Source organism: Paraburkholderia xenovorans LB400, from assembly GCF_000013645.1.
In the GTDB taxonomy this organism is placed as follows: domain Bacteria; phylum Pseudomonadota; class Gammaproteobacteria; order Burkholderiales; family Burkholderiaceae; genus Paraburkholderia; species Paraburkholderia xenovorans.
Genome location: NC_007951.1, coordinates 1358817 through 1376476, shown reverse-complemented (window position 1 = coordinate 1376476; position 17660 = coordinate 1358817). Strand labels below are relative to the sequence as shown.

Sequence of the window (17660 nt, the reverse complement as noted above, 5' to 3'; positions counted from 1 at the left end):
TCATGGCCGCTTCATCCGGCAGACGGTCGGCAGGACCGTGCGCTCGGGCGGCAACGCCAACACCGTGCGAAAACCGTAGCCGGAGCCTTCGTTATCGAAATGCACGCCCGGCGTGCCGGCCTTGTCCATTTCCATCACGTAAAGGGGCTGGATAAGTTGATGGTCGTCGGCGCGCATCCACGAGGCGTGAAAGCCGTTGTCGAATTTGATCCCTTCGAGGGCTCGCGCCACCGCAGTCGGGTCGGCACTGCCGGCGCGCGACATCGCCGCGGCCAGGGTTTCGATCATCAGCGGCATGCGCAGCACCGGGTAATCGTCCTGCGCGGCCGGGAAGCGGGCCCGGAAGGCGGCGTACCACGCGTCGGAAGCCACTCCGCCGGCGTTCGGATGCCAGTCGGCTACCGCGACCACGCGGCCCACGCCGGCGTCGCCGAGAGCGGCGGGCGCGCCCAGGCTGTTGCCGTAGAACGTGTAGAACTTCGTGTCCAGCCCCTGCTCGCGCGCGGCCTTCACGAGCAGCGTCAGGTCGTTGCCCCAGTTGCCCGTGATCACGGCGTCCGCCCCGCTCGCGCGGATCTTCGCGACGTACGGCGCGAAGTCCTTCACCCGGCCGATCGGATGAAATTCGTCGCCGACCACCGCGATGTCCGGTCGCTTCGCCGCCAGCGCGGAACGTGCGAGGCTGCTCACATCGTGGCCGAAACTGTAGTCCTGGTTCAGCAGATAGACCTTCCACCGCCTTGTCGCGCTGGATCACGTCGGCCAGCGCGTCCATGCGCATGCCCGCGTGGGCGTCGAAGCGGAAATGCCAGAAGCTGCAGTTGGCGTTGGTGAGGGCAGGGTCGTCGGCGGAATAGTTGAGAAACAGTTCGCGGTTGCCCGGTTCGCGGCTGTTCTGCTTGTCGATCGCGCCGATCAGCGCGGCGGCGACCGCCGAACTGTTGCCTTGCATGATGTAGCCGATATGGCGGTCGGCGGCCGCACGCAGTTGCGTGAGCGCCTCTTCGGTGCCGCCCTTGCTGTCCAGCACGACCAGTTCGAACGGATGCGCACCGTCGGCAAGCTTGACGCCGCCATGCGCGTTCACCTGCTCGACGCCGAAGCGCAGATTGCGCTCCACCGCCGCGCCCGCGTTGGCGAACGGGCCGGACATGCCTTCGATCAACGCCAGCTGGATGGGCGCGCCGGTGGGTTTGCTCGCGGGCTTCGCTGCGGCGTCAGCTGGTGGTATTGCTCCAGCGTCAGCCGCCAGCTTCGCTGCCGGACCAACTGCGGGGCTAGCTGCGGCGCCGGCCACGGGCTTGGTCGCCGGCTCGCCCGCCGCGTGCGCTGCCGCCGTCATCAAAAGCGCTGCCAGCGCCGCCGCCGTCCGTTGCCACTTCGCCATCGTCATCGCCCCGCCTGATTGGTGAAAGCGCGGATCATAGGTCGTTCACGACGGAATAAGCAAGCCGGCGCAACCGTTACTGTCATTCCTGACCGGCTCTTCACGAAGCGCAAATCTTTTGCCGCAGCGCGTGTCAAAATAATGCGTCTCGATGATAAAAACCGCTACTCACACGCCATCGGAGGAATACATGTTCAACCGCCACCACGTCACGGCGGCCTCGATCGGAGCGCCGGCCGCAAGGCGCCTGCGCCGCGCGGCGCTCGTTTGCCTGAGCGCCCTCGCGCTCGCCGGCTGCGCGCAGCCCTGGCAGCAATACCAGCAAGGCGCGGACGAATCGACCATCGTTGCGCGCCTCGGCCCGCCGCGCGAAAGCTACGACCTGCCGAACGGCGGCAAGCGGCTGATGTGGCCGACCCAGCCGATGGGCGAAACCACCACCGCGGCCGACATCGACGCATCCGGCAAGATCGTCAACGTGCGCCAGGTGCTGCAACCCAACGAGTTCTACCGCGCGGAAATCGGCAAGTGGACCAAGAGCGACGTGCTGGTGAACTTCGGCCGCCCGGTCGAAACCGCATATTTTCCGTTGATGAAGCGTGAAGTCTGGACCTATCGCTATCTGGAAGACAACGTCTGGTACATGATGTACAGCTTTTATTTCGACGACCAGGGCATTGTGCGGCTCACGCAGAAAACGCCCGATCCGTTGCATGATCCGGATCGCCGCAGCCTGTTCTGAGCGACGCAGGCCGCGAGCCCGCATCCACGAAGCCGCCTTTCCGGGCGGCTTTTTTTTATTTATTACGCATTACAGCGAATTTTATTTCTCCCACAGCAGATTTATTTTTTGATAGAAAGGCTTTAGTAAGCATTGATTCGGTGCCGGCCTCTCGTGAGGCCGCGCGAGCGTAGCCGTGAATTCGGCGCCGAATCAATGCGCCTTGCTTACGGAGCCCTCTCGATGAACCGTCCCAAACGTCTCCTCGTCGCCAATGTCGCATGGGCGCACGAAACCGCCGTGCGCAACCCCGCATTTTTCCGCGATCTGGTGCGCGGGCAGAATCCTCACGTGCTGTGGATCGGCTGCTCGGACAGCCGCGTGCCCGCCGAAACCATCACGCATTGCGAGCCGGGCGACCTGTTCGTCCACCGCAACATCGCCAATCTCTTTCAGGCCGGCGACGACAACTCGGCGAGCGTCCTCGAATATGCGGTGAAGGTGCTGAAGGTCGGCCATGTGATCGTCTGCGGCCATTATGGATGCGGCGGCGTACGCGCCGCGCTGCTGCCGCCCGAACCTGGCCTGCCGCACGTGAATCGGCGGATCGCGCCGCTTTGCGCGCTCGCCAGGGCGCACCACGAGGAACTGGATGGCCACGCGAACGAGCGCCAACGTATCGACCGCCTCGCCGAGCTGAACGTGCTCGAGCAGGTACGCGGGCTACGCGCGCACCCTGTCGTGCGGGACGCCGATCCGGCGCCGCTCGTGCACGGCTGGATCTTCGCGCTCGAAGACGGCCGCATCAAAGTCCTCTCCTCCGGCTACGAAGCCGACGACGCGATGACCTGCACGACCGCCGCCCACAGCGCGGCTTGACGCGGCACCTCGTGCGACTCCGGACCGGTTCGGCTTTCGCCGCGTACCAGGCCTCACTCCTTACTGCACCGACACCATGAACCTTCGAGCTTTTTTCTCCACGTTTCAGCGCGACCTGCTTGCGGGCACGGTCGTTTTTCTGGTGGCGCTGCCGCTTTGTCTGGGCATCGCCAATGCATCGGGCGTCGAACCTTTTGCCGGGCTCGTCTCGGGCATTGTCGGCGGGCTGGTGGTGGCCGTGCTGAGCGGCTCGCGCCTGAGCGTGAGCGGTCCGGCTGCGGGCCTCGTCGTGATCGTGATCGACGGGATCGCGCAACTCGGCAGCTTCTCCGCCTTCCTGCTGGCGGTGCTGCTGTCCGGCGCGATCCAGTTCGGTTTCGGCATGCTCAAAGCCGGCCGCTTCGCCGCCTACGTGCCCTCGCCGGTGATCAAGGGCATGCTCGCGGCGATCGGCGTGCTGCTGATCGTCAAGCAGTTCCCGCTGGCGCTCGGGCTGTCCGGCGCGGACGCAGCGTCCGCCGCGCAACCGGTTGCGCAGGCCGCCGGCTCGATTGGCACGCCGTTCGGTTCGGTTTCGCTGGCGGCCTGCGTGATCACGTTGCTGTCGCTGGCGATTCTGGTCGGCTGGGAAACGCGCGCGCTGCGCCGCTTCGCGCTGGTGCGTCGCGTGCCGGCACCGCTTGCGGTGGTCCTGCTCGGGATCGGCGCGACGTTGCTGCTCAGCGTGCTGGCGCCGTCGCTTGCGCCGCCCGCCGAACATCGGGTTGCCCTGCCTCCGCTCGAATCGTTCGCCGCGTTGCAACTCGCGCTCGAGTGGGCCGATTTCGGGCCGCACTTCGCACAACTCGTCAATCCCGATGTCTGGCGCGTGGCCATCACGCTGGCGATCGTCGCCAGCCTCGAAACGCTGCTGAGCCTGGAAGCGGTCGAGCAGATCGATCCCGAACGACGCCCCGCGCCGCCGGATCGCGAACTGAAGGCGCAAGGCGTGGGCAATCTGATTGCCGGTGCGATCGGCGGACTGCCGATCACGTCGGTGATCGTGCGCAGTTCGGCCAACGTGCATGCCGGCGCACAAAGCCGGCTCTCGGCGATCATTCACGGCGTGCTGCTGCTCGTCAGCGTGTTCGCGCTCACCAGCGTCATCAACCTGATTCCGCTTGCCTGCCTCGCGGCGATCCTGATCTTCACGGGGCTGAAGCTCGCCAAGCCGTCGCTGTTCGCCGCCGTGGCGAAGCAGGGCTTTGCGCCGTTCGCACCGTTTATCGTGACTCTCGTCGGTGTGCTCGCAACCGATCTGCTGATCGGCATCGTGCTCGGCATTCTGTGCAGCGTGCTGCTCGCGCTGTATGCGAATCTGCGCAGCCCGATCGTGCTCGCGCAACACGGCGATCACTATCTGCTGTCGTTTCGCAAGGACGTGTCGTTTCTCGGCAAAGTGCCGCTCAAGCACTATCTGCAGCAGATTCCCGACGGCGCCACCGTGATTGTCGATGCGACGCGCGCTGACTTTGTCGACCACGACGTGCGCGAACTGCTCGACACATTCGTGGCCGACGCGCCGAACCGCGGCATTGCCGTCGAAGTGCGGCATCAGGTTCGGGCCCAGGCGCGCGCCGCGCGAGGCTGGTCGATGCGGCGCACGGCAACAGAGTGACCCCACAATGCAAAAGCCCCACGCCACTCAAGGCGCGGGGCTTTTGCGACTCCTGTGACGGACAGGCAGTCGCGCCGTCAGCGCGCTGCCTTTGCCTCGCTCACTCCGAACGTTGCGGATTCAACTTGTCCACGTTCGAATACAGCTTGTTGAGCGCGGAGATATACGCTTTCGCGGAAGCCGCGACGATATCCGGATCCGTGCCCACGCCGTTGACGATGCGCCCGCTCTTCGACAAACGCACGGTCACTTCGCCTTGTGCCTGCGTGCCGGTGGTGATCGCGTTCACCGAGTACAGCAGCAGTTCCGAACCGCTCCCCACTTCCGTTTCGATCGCGTTCAGCGTGGCGTCGACCGGGCCGTTGCCGCGCGCCTCACCGGTCACTTCCTTGCCTTCGACGGAGAACACGATCTTCGCGTGCGGCTGCTCGCCGGTTTCCGAATGTTGCGACAGCGACAGGAACTTGTAGTGCTCTTTCTCCTGCGCCTCGGCGGATTCTTCCGTGACGATCGCGATGATGTCTTCGTCGAAGATTTCCGACTTGCGGTCGGCCAGTTCCTTGAAGCGCGCGAACGCCGTGTTCAACTCGCCTTCGCTATCCAGCGCAATGCCCAGTTCCTGCAAACGCTGCTTGAACGCGTTACGGCCCGACAGCTTGCCGAGCACGATCTTGTTCGCGCTCCAGCCCACGTCCTCGGCGCGCATGATTTCGTAGGTGTCGCGCGCCTTCAGCACGCCGTCCTGGTGGATGCCCGAAGCATGGGCGAACGCGTTCGCGCCGACCACCGCCTTGTTCGGCTGCACGACGAAACCGGTGATCTGCGACACCAGTTTCGAAGCCGGCACGATCTGCGTGGTATCGAGACCGACATCGAGCCCGAAGTAATCCCTGCGGGTCTTCACGGCCATGACGATTTCTTCGAGCGACGTGTTGCCCGCGCGCTCGCCAAGGCCATTGATCGTGCACTCGACCTGGCGCGCGCCGCCGATCTGCACGCCGGCCAGCGAATTCGCCACCGCCATGCCGAGGTCATTGTGGCAATGCACCGAGAACACGGCTTTATGCGAGTTCGGAATGCGCTCGCGCAGCGTTTTCACGAGCTGGCCGTACAGCTCCGGCACGCCGTAGCCGACCGTATCCGCGATATTGATGGTAGTCGCGCCTTCGGCAATCACGGCTTCCAGCACGCGGCACAGAAAGTCCATGTCCGAGCGGCTGCCGTCTTCCGGCGAAAACTCGACGTCGTCGGTGAATTTGCGGGCGAAACGCACTGCCAGCTTCGCCTGCTCGAACACCTGGTCCGGCGTCATGCGCAGCTTCTTTTCCATGTGCAGCGGCGAAGTTGCGATAAACGTGTGAATGCGGAAGCGGTCGGCCGGTTTGAGCGCGTCGGCCGCGCGCTGAATGTCCTTGTCGTTCGCGCGGGCCAGCGAGCAGATCGTGCTGTCCTTGATCAGGCCCGCGATGGTATGGATCGAATCGAAGTCGCCGTTCGAGCTTGCCGCGAAGCCTGCTTCGATCACGTCCACCTTCATCCGTTCGAGTTGCTTCGCGATACGGATTTTTTCTTCTTTCGTCATCGATGCGCCAGGCGATTGTTCGCCGTCTCGCAACGTGGTGTCGAATATGATCAGTTTGTCGGACATGTCGAGTCTCCTGCGGAGTCGTTCAATGGTGGGGATGGGATATTGGAATTCGGCTGTCTGCGCTACCGCTGGCAATAATCGATCACAGACGAGGCAGACGGAGGGCAAAAACGATCAGCGTGACGAAAAGCGTAACGAAAGCGCGACGATCAGCGCGGCCGACGCTCCAGCATTGGCATGCTCACCGGCGCACTGGCCTGTGGAGGCTCACGGCGCGGCTCGACAAGGAACGTGAACGCATTCATCCAACGACTATAGCGGCATTCCCGCCGCCACGCAATTGGCGCCGGACCTGCCCGCCAGCGCCGCCAGGCGGGCACGCCAAACGAAAAAACGGCAGCCAGAAGCCGCCGTTTTCTCATGGGGTTCAACAGCTCGCGCAAACGAACGATTACCTGTCGCGCACCACCGAACGAGCCGGATTGGCCCTGCCCCGCAACGCCTGATAGCCCCAGAACACGTAGCCGGACAAGCCGTAAAGCACGAACAGGCCGAACAGCATCAGCGGCGGATCGGAGGACACCAGCACGAACGCGACCACCACCAGCAGGATCACGCCGAATGGCACGCGATGCCGCACGTCGAGCGCCTTGCCGCTATAGAACGGCGCGTTCGACACCATCGTCACGCCGGCGTAGATGGTCAGCACGAAGGCAACCCAGGGCAGCCAGACGAGCTTGAGCGGTACGCGGTTGTCCGTGGCGAGCCATACGAAACCGGCGATCAGCGCCGCCGCGGCCGGGCTCGGCATGCCCTGGAAGAAACGCTTGTCGACCACGCCGATGTTCGTGTTGAAACGCGCGAGACGCAATGCCGCACCCGAACAGTAGACGAACGCTGCGAGCCAGCCCCAGCGGCCGAGGTCCTTGAGAATCCACTCGTACATCACGAGCGCCGGCGCCACGCCGAACGACACCATGTCCGACAGGCTGTCGAACTGCTCGCCGAACGCGCTTTGCGTGTGCGTCATGCGGGCGACACGGCCGTCCATGCCGTCGAGCACCATCGCCACGAAGATCGCGATGGCCGCGACCTCGAAGCGCACATTCATGGCCTGCACCACGGCAAAGAAGCCGCAGAACAAGGCCGCTGTGGTGAAGGCATTCGGCAGCAGATAGATGCCGCGCTTTCTCAGGAACTGCTGACGCTGCGCGCGCCGGCTGTCGACCGCTGCCTCCGTCACCATCGGCTTGTTACGGCGGAACGGACGCGGCAGCGGTCCGCTGTTACGGGGTCGACGCGGTTTGAATGCGGCCATTCGGAAAACCTCCTTGGTGCCGCTTTATAGTTCAGCGAGGATCGTGGACGACGCGGAAACCTTCTCGCCAATCGACACACGCGGACGGCTGCCCACCGGCAGATACACGTCGACGCGCGAGCCGAAGCGGATAAATCCGTAACGTTGGCCACGGGTGAGCGGCTCACCTGCCCGTACGTAGCAAAGAATGCGCCGCGCGATCAAACCGGCGATCTGCACCGACGTCACGGTCTGGCCGCCGGCCGTTTCGATCACGATCGCATTGCGTTCGTTTTCGGTGGAAGCCTTGTCCACCGCGGCATTCAGATACGCGCCCGGGAAATATTCGACCTTGGAGATCGCGCCATCCACCGGCGAGCGTTGCGAGTGGACGTTGAAGACGTTCATGAACACGCTGATCTTCAGCGCTTCACGATTGGCGTACGGATCGTGCGCGGTTTCGACTGCGACGATACGGCCGTCGGCCGGGCACAGCACGGCATTCGCCTGAGTGGGAATCGGGCGTGCGGGGTCACGGAAGAACTGCACGACGAAAATCAGCAGCAGCCAGAACAGCCATGAAACGCCGAACCCCGCGAAGAAGTGAATCAGCAATGCAACGACGGCCGCGATGGCGATGAACGGCCAGCCTTCTCGCGCGATGATCGGATGAGGGTAATTCATGAATGGCTTCTGTGTTTTTGTAAAACCGTAGGATAGCAAAAGCCGCCCAGGGTTCAGCACCCTTGGACGGCTTTTTGATCTGTCCGGCAGTTGCGGCACAGCGCCGCGCCGGACCTAACCCAAGACTGGCTTAGTTCTTCGACTGATCGACCAGCTTGTTTTTCGCGATCCACGGCATCATGGCGCGCAGCTTCGAACCGACCTGTTCGATCTGGTGTTCGGCCGTCAGACGGCGGCGCGATTGCAGCGTGGGCGCGCCGGCCTTGTTTTCGAGGATGAAGCTCTTCGCGTACTCGCCCGTTTGAATGTCGGTCAGCACGGCCTTCATCGCCTTCTTCGTTTCAGCCGTCACGATACGCGGACCCGTCACGTACTCGCCGTATTCGGCGTTGTTCGAGATCGAGTAGTTCATGTTCGCGATGCCGCCTTCGTAGATCAGGTCGACGATCAGCTTCAGTTCGTGCAGGCATTCGAAGTACGCCATTTCCGGCGCGTAGCCCGCTTCCACCAGCGTTTCGAAGCCGGCCTTGATCAGGTCGACCGTACCGCCGCACAACACGGCCTGTTCGCCGAACAGGTCGGTTTCCGTTTCTTCGCGGAAGTTGGTTTCGATGATGCCGGCACGGCCGCCGCCGTTCGCCGCAGCGTACGACAGCGCGATGTCACGCGCCGCGCCCGACTTGTCCTGCGCGACAGCGATCAGGTGGGGCACGCCGCCGCCTTGCGAGTAGGTGCCGCGAACCGTGTGGCCCGGTGCCTTCGGCGCGATCATGATCACGTCGAGGTCGGCACGCGGAATCACCTGGCCGTAATGCACGTTGAAGCCGTGCGCGAACGCGAGCGCCGCGCCTTGCTTGATGTTGGCGTGCACTTCTTTCGCATAGACTTCGGCGATCTGCTCGTCCGGCAGCAGCATCATGACCACGTCTGCGCCCTTGACGGCTTCTGCCACTTCCTTGACCTGCAGGCCGGCGTTCTCGGCCTTGCTCCACGATGCGCCGCCCTTGCGCAGACCGACGGTGATGTTCACGCCGCTTTCCTTCAGGTTCAGCGCGTGCGCATGGCCTTGCGAGCCATAGCCGATGATGGTGACTTGCTTGCCCTTGATGAGGGAGAGGTCGGCGTCCTTGTCGTAGAAAACTTTCATGTCGGTTCCTTGGCTAAATTCGATGATTCAGTGAGATTCAGATACTGCCTATAGTTGTTGCTGGCCGGGTTCGTGCAGCCACTGCCCGGCCTGGATCGAGACGAGCTGAACGCTCGCGCGTCACACCTTCAGAATGCGCTCGCCGCGACCAATGCCCGAACTGCCCGTGCGGACCGTTTCGAGAATCGCCGTAGCGTCGATCCCTTCGATGAAGGCATCGAGCTTGTCGCTCGCGCCCGTCAGTTCGATCGTGTAGGTCTTTTCGGTGACGTCGATGATGCGGCCGCGGAAAATATCCGACATCCGCTTCATCTCCTCACGTTCCTTGCCGACCGCCCTCACCTTGATCAACATCAGCTCGCGCTCGATGTGGGCGCCCTCGGTAAGGTCGACCACTTTCACCACCTCGATCAGGCGGTTCAGATGCTTCGTGATCTGTTCGATCACGTCGTCCGAGCCAATGGAGACGATGGTCATGCGCGACAGCGAACGGTCTTCGGTCGGAGCCACCGTCAAGGTTTCAATGTTGTAGCCGCGTGCCGAGAAGAGACCAACCACGCGTGATAACGCGCCCGGTTCGTTTTCCAGCAGGACGGAAATGATGTGTCTCATGATTCGCTTCTTCCAGATGTTTTGTCGATGTCTGCGAACGGTTCGCGCCGCCTCGTCCGCTCCCGCCTTTCATGAAGGCGCGCATGACGAAGCCAACGCTGCGCTCAGGTGAACGAACCCAAGCGCGCCGTCGTTATAGATCTTCCGAACCCATGAGCATCTCGGTGATGCCCTTGCCGGCCTGAACCATCGGCCAGACGTTTTCGGTCGGATCGGTCTGGAAATCGAGAAACACCGTGCGATCTTTCAGGCGCAGCGCTTCCTTCAACGCCGGCTCCACATCCGCCGTGCGTTCGATACGCATGCCCACGTGGCCGTACGCTTCGGCGAGCTTCACGAAATCCGGCAGCGCATCCATGTACGAATGCGAATAGCGCTTGCTGTATTCGATCTGCTGCCACTGGCGCACCATGCCCAGATAGCGGTTGTTCAGCGAAATGATCTTCACCGGAGTCTCGTACTGCTTGCAGGTGGAGAGCTCCTGGATGCACATCTGGATCGAGCCTTCGCCCGTGATACAGAGCACGTCGTCGTCCGGGTGCGCCATCTTCACGCCCATCGCCGCCGGCAGGCCGAAGCCCATCGTGCCGAGACCACCAGAGTTGATCCAGCGGCGCGGCTTGTTGAAGCGATAGAACTGCGCCGCCCACATCTGATGCTGGCCGACGTCGGAACACACGAAGGCATTGCCGTCGGTCAGTTCCCACGCCTTTTCCACCACGTACTGCGGCTTGATGATGTCGCTCTTGCGGTCGAACTTGAGGCAGTCTTTCGCGCGCCACGCCTCGATGTCCTTCCACCAGTCGGCGAGCGCCGCGGTGTCCGGGCCGTGCTCGGCCGTTTGCAGCTGCTCGATCAGCTCCTTCAGCACTTCCTTCACGTCGCCGACGATCGGAATGTCGACCTTGACGCGCTTGGAGATGGAGGACGGGTCGATGTCGATATGGATGATCTTGCGCGGACGCGACGCGAAGTGCGCCGGGTCGCCGATCACACGGTCGTCGAAACGCGCGCCGATCGCGATCAGCACGTCGCAGTGCTGCATCGCCATATTGGCTTCGTACGTGCCGTGCATGCCGAGCATGCCGAGGAATTTTTTGTCACTCGCGCGGTAGCCGCCCAGACCCATCAACGTGTTGGTGACGGGATAACCAAGCAGATCGGCGAACTGGTTCAGTTCACGCGATGCGTCCGCGAGAATGATGCCGCCGCCGGTATAGATATAAGGACGCTTCGCCGACAACAGCAGCGCGACCGCTTTGCGGATCTGGCCGGAGTGGCCCTTCGTGACCGGGTTGTACGAGCGCAGCGACACGCTTTTGAGCGGCTCGTACTGGCAAGGCGCCTTCGACACGTCTTTCGGAATGTCGATCAGCACGGGGCCGGGACGGCCGGTACGGGCAATGTAAAAGGCTTTCTTGACGGTGGCGGCGAGGTCGCGCACGTCCTTCACGAGGAAGTTGTGCTTCACGCAAGGACGCGTGATACCGACCGTGTCGCACTCCTGGAACGCATCCTGGCCGATCGCGGCAGTCGGCACCTGGCCGCTGATCACCACCATCGGAATCGAATCCATGTAGGCAGTGGCGATGCCGGTCACCGCATTGGTGACGCCGGGGCCGGAGGTCACGAGGCACACACCGACCTTGCCGGTGGAACGCGCGTAGGCGTCGGCGGCGTGGACTGCGGCCTGCTCGTGGCGCACGAGGATGTGCTGGAATTTGTCCTGCTTGTACAGCTCGTCGTAAATGTAGAGTACCGAGCCGCCGGGATAGCCCCAGACAAACTCGACGTCTTCGTCGGCCAGTGCCTTCATGAGCACGGTGGCGCCGATAGAGTCAGCTTCGGGATGAGGGGTCGTATCCGACGTGGAGAATTCCGCGCTGGGCATATTCATTTATTCACCTTTCGAATTTTCGGCAAAAAATTGATCGGGTGCTCTCTGCCGGGCTTGTGGCTCGGGTTCAAGCGGCGCGTCCAGTTGACAGGTGAGCTTCTTGGGCCACACCTCAATGAGACAGGTCACTTATGTTGCGAACCAGCGACGATATCTGCAGACGCCCGCGCGGTCAAGCAAATATTGCCTGGACGCGCTGTACCAGCCTCGCGATATTGACCGGAAGGCTGTTATCGAGATGCAAGGTGAATCACGTTTCGCCCGCGCGGCGCAAAAGTTTGTTAGCATCCGCGAGTTTTACGACATTTTTCGACCGATTACGCGCACGCTCGCTGCGCCGACCCCCAAACGGATGGCATCAGACAAGGAACTCGCCGATTTTCTGGCGGGCGTCGAAAGGCGCGCATTCAAGCAGACGGTCTACGCCGTGCGGGACGACGACGCCTCGCTCGACATCGTGCAGGACGCGATGATCAAGCTCGCCGAAAAATATGGCGATCGTCCGGCCGCCGAACTTCCGCTGCTGTTTCAGCGTATTCTCCAGAATGCGATGCACGACTATTTCCGTCGTGCCAAAGTGCGCAATACCTGGGTTAGTCTGTTTTCCTCGCTCGGCAACGCCGACGACGACGAATTCGACCCCCTCGAAACCTTCGAGGCACAGCAAGGCTCGGCGGGCGCCGAGAGCAACGAACAGAAACTCGAACGCGAACAGGTTCTGCAGTTAATCGACGACGAGATCCAAAAATTACCGGCACGTCAACGGGAGGCGTTTCTCATGCGTTATTGGGAAGATATGGATGTCGCCGAGACTGCCGCCGCAATGGGCTGCTCCGAAGGCAGTGTGAAGACGCACTGCTCGCGGGCCACCCACACGCTGGCGCAAGCGCTCAAGGCCAAAGGAATCACGCTATGAGCTCCCTCGAAACCAAAGAACTCGAGTTCGCCCGCCAGGTGCGCCGCGCGCTCGACGAAAACGCCGCCAGCATTCCGTCCGCCACCGTCGATCGACTCGCCGCGGCGCGCCGTGCCGCACTCGCCCGCAAGAAGCCCGAAACGGTGAGCGCGCCCGTGTTCGTGCCGGCCTTCGCCGGCGCGGGCGTGCCCGCCGGCATGCCGCAGGTCGAACTGCCGCAGCGCCGCCGTTCGCCGCTGCGCCGCTTTGCCCTTGCGTGGCCGCTCGTCGCACTGGTCGTCAGCCTCGTGGGCATTGCCTACTGGGAAGACCAGCAACGCACTGCCGAGCTCGCCGATATCGATGCCGCCATGCTAAGCGACGACCTGCCGCTCAATGCCTATCTCGACCACGGTTTCAACGCGTACCTTTCACGCGCCCACTGAGCGGGAGATTTCTCGGGTGAGTTACAAGCGCGGCCTGGCCGTTGTTTTCGGATGCACGATCGCGGCCCTGGTGTCGTTCGCCGCGACCTATCCGCGCTTCTATCCGGGCCCGTCGACCGTTAGCGCGCCCGTCGCGGGCGGCAACGCCATCGCCAAGGCGCCCGCGCCCACACTCGCCGTCGAATTGCCCAGCCTGCCTGGCAGCAATAGCCCGATGGCGTGGTCGCACCTGAGTTCGGCCGAGCACATCGCGCTCGCCCCGTTCGAAGCCCAGTGGGATTCGTTTAGCGACGAACGCAAGCGCAAATGGATCAAGATCGCGTCGCGTTACCCGAAGATGTCGCCCGATGCGCAAAAACGCCTGCACGAGCGCATGACCGAATGGACCCGCATGACGCCCGATCAGCGGCGCGTCGCGCGCGAAAACTACCAGGTGTCGAAAGAATTGCCGCGCGAAACCCGCCAGAACGCGTGGAAGGCCTATCAGCAGTTGCCCGAAGAGCAGAAGGAGCGGCTCGCCGCCAGCGAGCGCAAGCGGCGGCCCAGCGTGGTCAGCGCGCCGCCCTCGGGCCGCAGCGAGATCAAGGGGCTGGACCGCCTCGTCAATGCGCGTGAGCATGGCGCAAGCGGCGCAGCGGCGGCGAGCGCCGCGGCAGCCGCTGCGGCGTCGTTGCCGAGCCCGGCCGCCGCGCCGCCCGTGCCCGCCACCGGCAGCTTCGTACCCGCTACGCCGCTGCCCGTTTCGCCGGCCGAAGCGCCGTCGATCTTCAACGGCTCCTGAGCGGAGCCGACTGTGTCCCAGCCGCTCACGACTCCGGCAATATCCGCTGATCCGACCGGCAACGTGCCCACCGTGCGGCGGCGTCTCGCGGCGCTGCTCTACGAAGCGTTGATCCTGTTCGGCGTGGTATTCGTCGCCGGCTATCTGTTCAGCACGCTGACGCAGCAACGCAATGGGCTAACCCATCACAACCTGCTCGCGGCATGGATCGGCCTCGTGGTCGGCGTCTATTTCGTCTGGTTCTGGACCCATAGCGGCCAGACCTTGCCGATGAAAACCTGGCGCCTGCGCGTCGTCGCCGCAAACGGCGCGCCGCTCTCCACCGGCCGTGCAATCGCCCGCTACGTGTTCGCGTGGCTGTGGTTTCTGCCGCCGCTCGCGCTGCATCCGCTGCTTGGACTCAAGCTGCCGCAAACCTTGCTGATCGCCGGCATCTGGTTCGTGCTGTGGGCCGCCACCGGCCGCTTCGATTCGCAGCGCCAGTTCCTGCACGATCGCCTCGCCGGCACACGGGTCGTCAGCGTCTCGCGCTGAGCCGCCAAAGGTCTTCGGCGAGTTCTTTCGCTGTCCTGTTGGATCGGCGCCACATGGTGCGGGCCGCATCGGCCCTCTCCTGTCATGCGCTGATCCGCGCCCGCAGTTCGCCGCGTGTCCCGCGCTTCACTGCCGCTTCACCGCCGCTTCACTGCCGCTTCACCGCCGCTTCACTGCCGCTTCACCGCCGCTTCACTTCGCCGCCTCGTCTCTACCACCCCACCGCCTCGTCTTCCCCGCCGTGCAGTAATAAGAAGTTCTCGTGACTGTCACGGCACAGTCACGCGCACCCGGCCCAATACGCACACCGCAACTCGACGCGTGAGCCATGGACCCCAAAACGTCCGCGACTTCCCTGTTCCGCCAGACCGGCCCGAGCGTCGACTCCGTCGCGTTCCATCCGGAACCCAATCACAGTCACGGCTTGCCGTTGCCCGTGGCGCCACTGCCGTTCGACGCCCACGCCGGCCAGCCCGACGACGACCACGCCGCACCGCACCGCTACCGCACCATCTGGCTCTCCGACATCCATCTCGGCTCGAGCGGCTGCCAGGCGCCGTATCTGCTCGACTTCCTGCGCCACAACGAGTCGGAGTATCTGTACCTGGTCGGCGACATCATCGACGGCTGGCAGTTGAAGAAAGGCTGGTACTGGCCGCAGGCGCACAACGACGTCGTGCAGAAGGTGCTGCGCAAGGCGCGCAAAGGCACCCAGGTGATCTACGTGCCCGGCAATCACGACGAAGCCGCGCGCCAGTTCTGCGACCTCGCGTTCGGCGACATCCACGTGCGCGGCGAGGCGTTTCACACCACGCTCGCCGGCAAGCGCCTGTGGATCGTGCACGGCGATCTGTTCGACGGCGTGATCCAGCACGCCAAGTGGCTCGCCTACCTCGGCGACACGCTCTACACGATGATCCTGATCCTGAACCGCTGGTTCAACCGGATCCGCAGCCGGCTCGGCTTCCCGTACTGGTCGCTGTCGCAATACCTGAAGCATCAGGTGAAGAACGCGGTGAATTTCATCTCGTCGTTCGAACGCGTCATGACCGACGAAGCGCGCCGCCGCGGCTGCGACGGCGTGGTCTGCGGGCACATCCACAAAGCCGAGATACGCGATATCGACGGCGTGCTGTACTGCAACGACGGCGATTGGGTCGAAAGCCTGTCGGCACTCGTCGAGACGTATGAAGGCGAACTGAAGGTGATCTACTGGACCGTGATGCGCTCTCCGGAAGTGGGCGTGCAAAAGGCCCGGGCGACCGCGTAGTCCCTCTTAACTTCTATTGGGCCAAAACCGATGAAGATCATGATCGTCACCGATGCATGGGAGCCACAGGTCAACGGCGTCGTACGCACGCTGAAAAACACCACGCGCGAATTGAGCGCGCTCGGCCACCGCGTCGATCTGCTGACACCGCTCGAATTCAGGACGATCCCTTGCCCGACGTATCCCGAGATCCGTCTGTCGCTGCTGCCGCGCCGCAAGCTGCGCCAGCGTATCGACGCCTTCGCGCCCGACGCCTTGCACATCGCCACCGAAGGTCCGCTCGGCATGGCCGCGCGCGCCTATGCGATCCAGCACAAGCTGCCGTTCACGACCGCTTATCACACGCGTTTTCCGGAGTACGTGCAGGCGCGTTTCGGCATGCCGCTCGCCGCGACCTACAAGTTCCTGCACTGGTTTCACAAGCCGTCGCTGGCGGTGATGGCGCCCACGCCGGTCGTCAAGACCGACCTCGAAAAGTTCGGCTTCACCAACGTCGTGCTGTGGACGCGCGGCGTCGACCTGGACATCTTTCACCAGATGGACTCGAAGGTGCTCAACACCGCCCGGCCGATCTTTCTGTACGTGGGACGCGTGGCGGTCGAGAAAAACGTCGAGGCATTTCTGAAGCTCGATCTGCCCGGCTCGAAGTGGGTTGCCGGTGAAGGCCCGGCACTCGCCGAACTGAAGTCGCGCTATCCGCAGGCGAATTACCTGGGCGTGCTTACCCAGGCCGAACTGGCGAAAGTCTATGCGGCGGCGGACGTCTTCGTGTTCCCGAGCCGGACCGACACGTTTGGGCTCGTGCTGCTCGAAGCGCTCGCCTGCGGCACGCCGGTCGCGGCCTATCCGGTCACCGGTCCGATCGACGTGCTCGGCGAAGGCGGCGCGGGTGCGATGCACGAAGACCTGCGTGAAGCGTGCCTGGAAGCCCTGAAGATCGATCGCAATCATGCGCGCGCGTGGGCCGAACGCTTCTCGTGGGCGGCGGCCTCCGAGCAGTTCGCCGCGCATCTGAAGCCGCTGCCGCGCGCAGCGTACCGCGAGGAAAGCGCCGCCGCATGACGCGGCGCGCGGAGCTGTCCATGCGAACCAGACCCTCCAGCGCGGCACGCGCGCCGAACGGCGCGCTGCGTGCCGTCGATACCGACAGCATCGAACCGTTCGACGACGTGAGCGAACCGGGCGCGCCGAATCATGCAGATCGCGCGCATGGTTTGAACGGCATGAACGGCGCAAGCGTTGCCGATGGCACGGCACGCGCGACGCAGCCCGGCACGGAACGCGTCACGCAGCACGACGGGCAACACGACGCGCCGCATGAACCGCTCAGTCCCGACGATCCGCTCGCGCCACTGCCCTTCAATCCGTACAAGGGCAATCGCGGCGTCACGCGCGCCTGGCACGCGATGAAAAATTCGCTTGCCGGCTTTCGCGTCGCGATTCGCGAGGAGAGCGCATTTCGCCAGGAACTCACGCTCGCCGCGATCCTGATTCCATGCGGCGTGCTGGTGCCGGTCGATCCGGTGTCGCGCGTCTTGCTGCTCGGCTCCGTGCTGCTGGTGCTGATCGTCGAGCTGCTCAATTCGAGCGTGGAAGCGGCCATCGACCGGATTTCGCTCGAACGCCACGAACTCTCGCGACGCGCGAAGGATCTCGGCAGCGCGGCCGTGATGGTCGCGCTCGGCATGTGCCTGATGACGTGGTTGCTGATCGTCGGGCCGCTCGTCGTGCAATGGCTCAAGGCATGGCTGTGAAGCCGTGCCGCGAGCCGCTTTCGTGCGGCAGCGCAGCCGTCGAACCTCACGCGACATCGCCTCGATGAATGAAAACCCTGAGTATGCCCTTGGTATAAGAACGCTCGGTTT

16 protein-coding genes and 1 pseudogene are annotated in these 17660 nt (G+C 63.6%); 10 read left to right on the top strand and 7 right to left on the bottom strand.

Annotated features, from left to right (window positions below):
• Positions 1-1393 (bottom strand): annotated as a pseudogene (locus BXE_RS05985) (branched-chain amino acid ABC transporter substrate-binding protein).
• Positions 1394-1577: 184 nt separating this feature from the next.
• Between BXE_RS05985 and BXE_RS05980 the strand changes: the two are divergent.
• The 3 genes from BXE_RS05980 (at position 1578) to BXE_RS05970 (ending at position 4644) form a co-directional block, all read left to right on the top strand.
• Positions 1578-2129: a hypothetical protein gene (locus BXE_RS05980; protein WP_007175622.1), complete on the top strand. Its 552-nt coding sequence runs from the start codon at positions 1578-1580 to the stop codon at positions 2127-2129.
• Positions 2130-2351: 222 nt separating this feature from the next.
• Positions 2352-2987, top strand: coding sequence for a carbonic anhydrase (locus tag BXE_RS05975; protein WP_011487488.1), 636 nt, complete (start codon positions 2352-2354; stop codon positions 2985-2987).
• Positions 2988-3063: 76 nt separating this feature from the next.
• Positions 3064-4644, top strand: a complete 1581-nt coding sequence (locus BXE_RS05970; RefSeq protein WP_011487487.1) for a SulP family inorganic anion transporter — start codon at positions 3064-3066, stop codon at positions 4642-4644.
• A 100-nt stretch (positions 4645-4744) separates the two neighbouring features.
• On the opposite strand, the gene BXE_RS05965 is transcribed toward BXE_RS05970, so the two are convergent.
• The 6 genes from BXE_RS05965 to BXE_RS05940 all read right to left on the bottom strand — a co-directional run bounded on the left by BXE_RS05965 (position 4745) and on the right by BXE_RS05940 (position 11869).
• Positions 4745-6292: a 2-isopropylmalate synthase gene (locus BXE_RS05965; protein WP_011487486.1), complete on the bottom strand. Its 1548-nt coding sequence runs from the start codon at positions 6290-6292 to the stop codon at positions 4745-4747.
• Positions 6293-6683: 391 nt separating this feature from the next.
• On the bottom strand, positions 6684-7550 hold the full coding sequence (pssA, locus tag BXE_RS05960; RefSeq protein WP_011487484.1) for a CDP-diacylglycerol--serine O-phosphatidyltransferase: 867 nt from the start codon (positions 7548-7550) through the stop codon (positions 6684-6686).
• A 24-nt stretch (positions 7551-7574) separates the two neighbouring features.
• On the bottom strand, positions 7575-8213 hold the full coding sequence (locus BXE_RS05955; protein WP_011487483.1) for a phosphatidylserine decarboxylase: 639 nt from the start codon (positions 8211-8213) through the stop codon (positions 7575-7577).
• A gap of 130 nt (positions 8214-8343) precedes the next feature.
• Positions 8344-9360: a ketol-acid reductoisomerase gene (ilvC, locus tag BXE_RS05950; protein WP_007175628.1), complete on the bottom strand. Its 1017-nt coding sequence runs from the start codon at positions 9358-9360 to the stop codon at positions 8344-8346.
• Positions 9361-9480: 120 nt separating this feature from the next.
• Positions 9481-9972 (bottom strand): acetolactate synthase small subunit, encoded by a 492-nt coding sequence (gene ilvN / locus BXE_RS05945; RefSeq protein WP_011487482.1) that lies wholly within the window; start codon positions 9970-9972, stop codon positions 9481-9483.
• A gap of 133 nt (positions 9973-10105) precedes the next feature.
• A complete protein-coding gene (locus tag BXE_RS05940) occupies positions 10106-11869 on the bottom strand; it encodes an acetolactate synthase 3 catalytic subunit (RefSeq protein ID WP_011487481.1) in 1764 nt (587 codons plus the stop codon).
• 352 nt (positions 11870-12221) lie between these two features.
• Here BXE_RS05940 and BXE_RS05935 point away from each other — a divergent pair, with 352 nt between their 5' ends.
• The 7 genes from BXE_RS05935 (at position 12222) to BXE_RS05905 (ending at position 17549) form a co-directional block, all read left to right on the top strand.
• Positions 12222-12785 (top strand): RNA polymerase sigma factor, encoded by a 564-nt coding sequence (locus BXE_RS05935; protein ID WP_011487480.1) that lies wholly within the window; start codon positions 12222-12224, stop codon positions 12783-12785.
• Positions 12782-13210 (top strand): DUF3619 family protein, encoded by a 429-nt coding sequence (locus BXE_RS05930; protein ID WP_011487479.1) that lies wholly within the window; start codon positions 12782-12784, stop codon positions 13208-13210. The genes BXE_RS05935 and BXE_RS05930 overlap by 4 nt, the downstream gene beginning before the upstream one ends.
• Positions 13211-13226: 16 nt before the next feature.
• Positions 13227-13991, top strand: coding sequence for a DUF3106 domain-containing protein (locus BXE_RS05925; protein WP_011487478.1), 765 nt, complete (start codon positions 13227-13229; stop codon positions 13989-13991).
• A 12-nt stretch (positions 13992-14003) separates the two neighbouring features.
• Positions 14004-14525 (top strand): RDD family protein, encoded by a 522-nt coding sequence (locus BXE_RS05920; protein ID WP_011487477.1) that lies wholly within the window; start codon positions 14004-14006, stop codon positions 14523-14525.
• A 328-nt stretch (positions 14526-14853) separates the two neighbouring features.
• Positions 14854-15795, top strand: coding sequence for a UDP-2,3-diacylglucosamine diphosphatase (locus BXE_RS05915; protein ID WP_011487476.1), 942 nt, complete (start codon positions 14854-14856; stop codon positions 15793-15795).
• Between the two features lie 30 nt (positions 15796-15825).
• Positions 15826-16857 (top strand): glycosyltransferase family 4 protein, encoded by a 1032-nt coding sequence (locus BXE_RS05910; RefSeq protein ID WP_011487475.1) that lies wholly within the window; start codon positions 15826-15828, stop codon positions 16855-16857.
• 20 nt (positions 16858-16877) lie between these two features.
• A complete protein-coding gene (locus BXE_RS05905; RefSeq protein ID WP_081435552.1) occupies positions 16878-17549 on the top strand; it encodes a diacylglycerol kinase in 672 nt (223 codons plus the stop codon).
• Positions 17550-17660: the final 111 nt, after the last annotated feature.

What these genes read in the sequence shown, in the direction of transcription:
- BXE_RS05915 (WP_011487476.1), top strand. Translation starts at nt 14,854, where the DNA reads ATGGACCCCAAAACGTCCGCGACTTCCCTGTTCCGCCAGACCGGCCCG.
- ilvC (WP_007175628.1), bottom strand. Translation starts at nt 9,360, where the DNA reads ATGAAAGTTTTCTACGACAAGGACGCCGACCTCTCCCTCATCAAGGGC.
- BXE_RS05940 (WP_011487481.1), bottom strand. Translation starts at nt 11,869, where the DNA reads ATGAATATGCCCAGCGCGGAATTCTCCACGTCGGATACGACCCCTCAT.
- BXE_RS05905 (WP_081435552.1), top strand. Translation starts at nt 16,878, where the DNA reads ATGCGAACCAGACCCTCCAGCGCGGCACGCGCGCCGAACGGCGCGCTG.
- BXE_RS05930 (WP_011487479.1), top strand. Translation starts at nt 12,782, where the DNA reads ATGAGCTCCCTCGAAACCAAAGAACTCGAGTTCGCCCGCCAGGTGCGC.
- pssA (WP_011487484.1), bottom strand. Translation starts at nt 7,550, where the DNA reads ATGGCCGCATTCAAACCGCGTCGACCCCGTAACAGCGGACCGCTGCCG.
- BXE_RS05975 (WP_011487488.1), top strand. Translation starts at nt 2,352, where the DNA reads ATGAACCGTCCCAAACGTCTCCTCGTCGCCAATGTCGCATGGGCGCAC.
- ilvN (WP_011487482.1), bottom strand. Translation starts at nt 9,972, where the DNA reads ATGAGACACATCATTTCCGTCCTGCTGGAAAACGAACCGGGCGCGTTA.
- BXE_RS05970 (WP_011487487.1), top strand. Translation starts at nt 3,064, where the DNA reads ATGAACCTTCGAGCTTTTTTCTCCACGTTTCAGCGCGACCTGCTTGCG.
- BXE_RS05955 (WP_011487483.1), bottom strand. Translation starts at nt 8,213, where the DNA reads ATGAATTACCCTCATCCGATCATCGCGCGAGAAGGCTGGCCGTTCATC.
- BXE_RS05965 (WP_011487486.1), bottom strand. Translation starts at nt 6,292, where the DNA reads ATGTCCGACAAACTGATCATATTCGACACCACGTTGCGAGACGGCGAA.
- BXE_RS05935 (WP_011487480.1), top strand. Translation starts at nt 12,222, where the DNA reads ATGGCATCAGACAAGGAACTCGCCGATTTTCTGGCGGGCGTCGAAAGG.
- BXE_RS05980 (WP_007175622.1), top strand. Translation starts at nt 1,578, where the DNA reads ATGTTCAACCGCCACCACGTCACGGCGGCCTCGATCGGAGCGCCGGCC.
- BXE_RS05910 (WP_011487475.1), top strand. Translation starts at nt 15,826, where the DNA reads ATGAAGATCATGATCGTCACCGATGCATGGGAGCCACAGGTCAACGGC.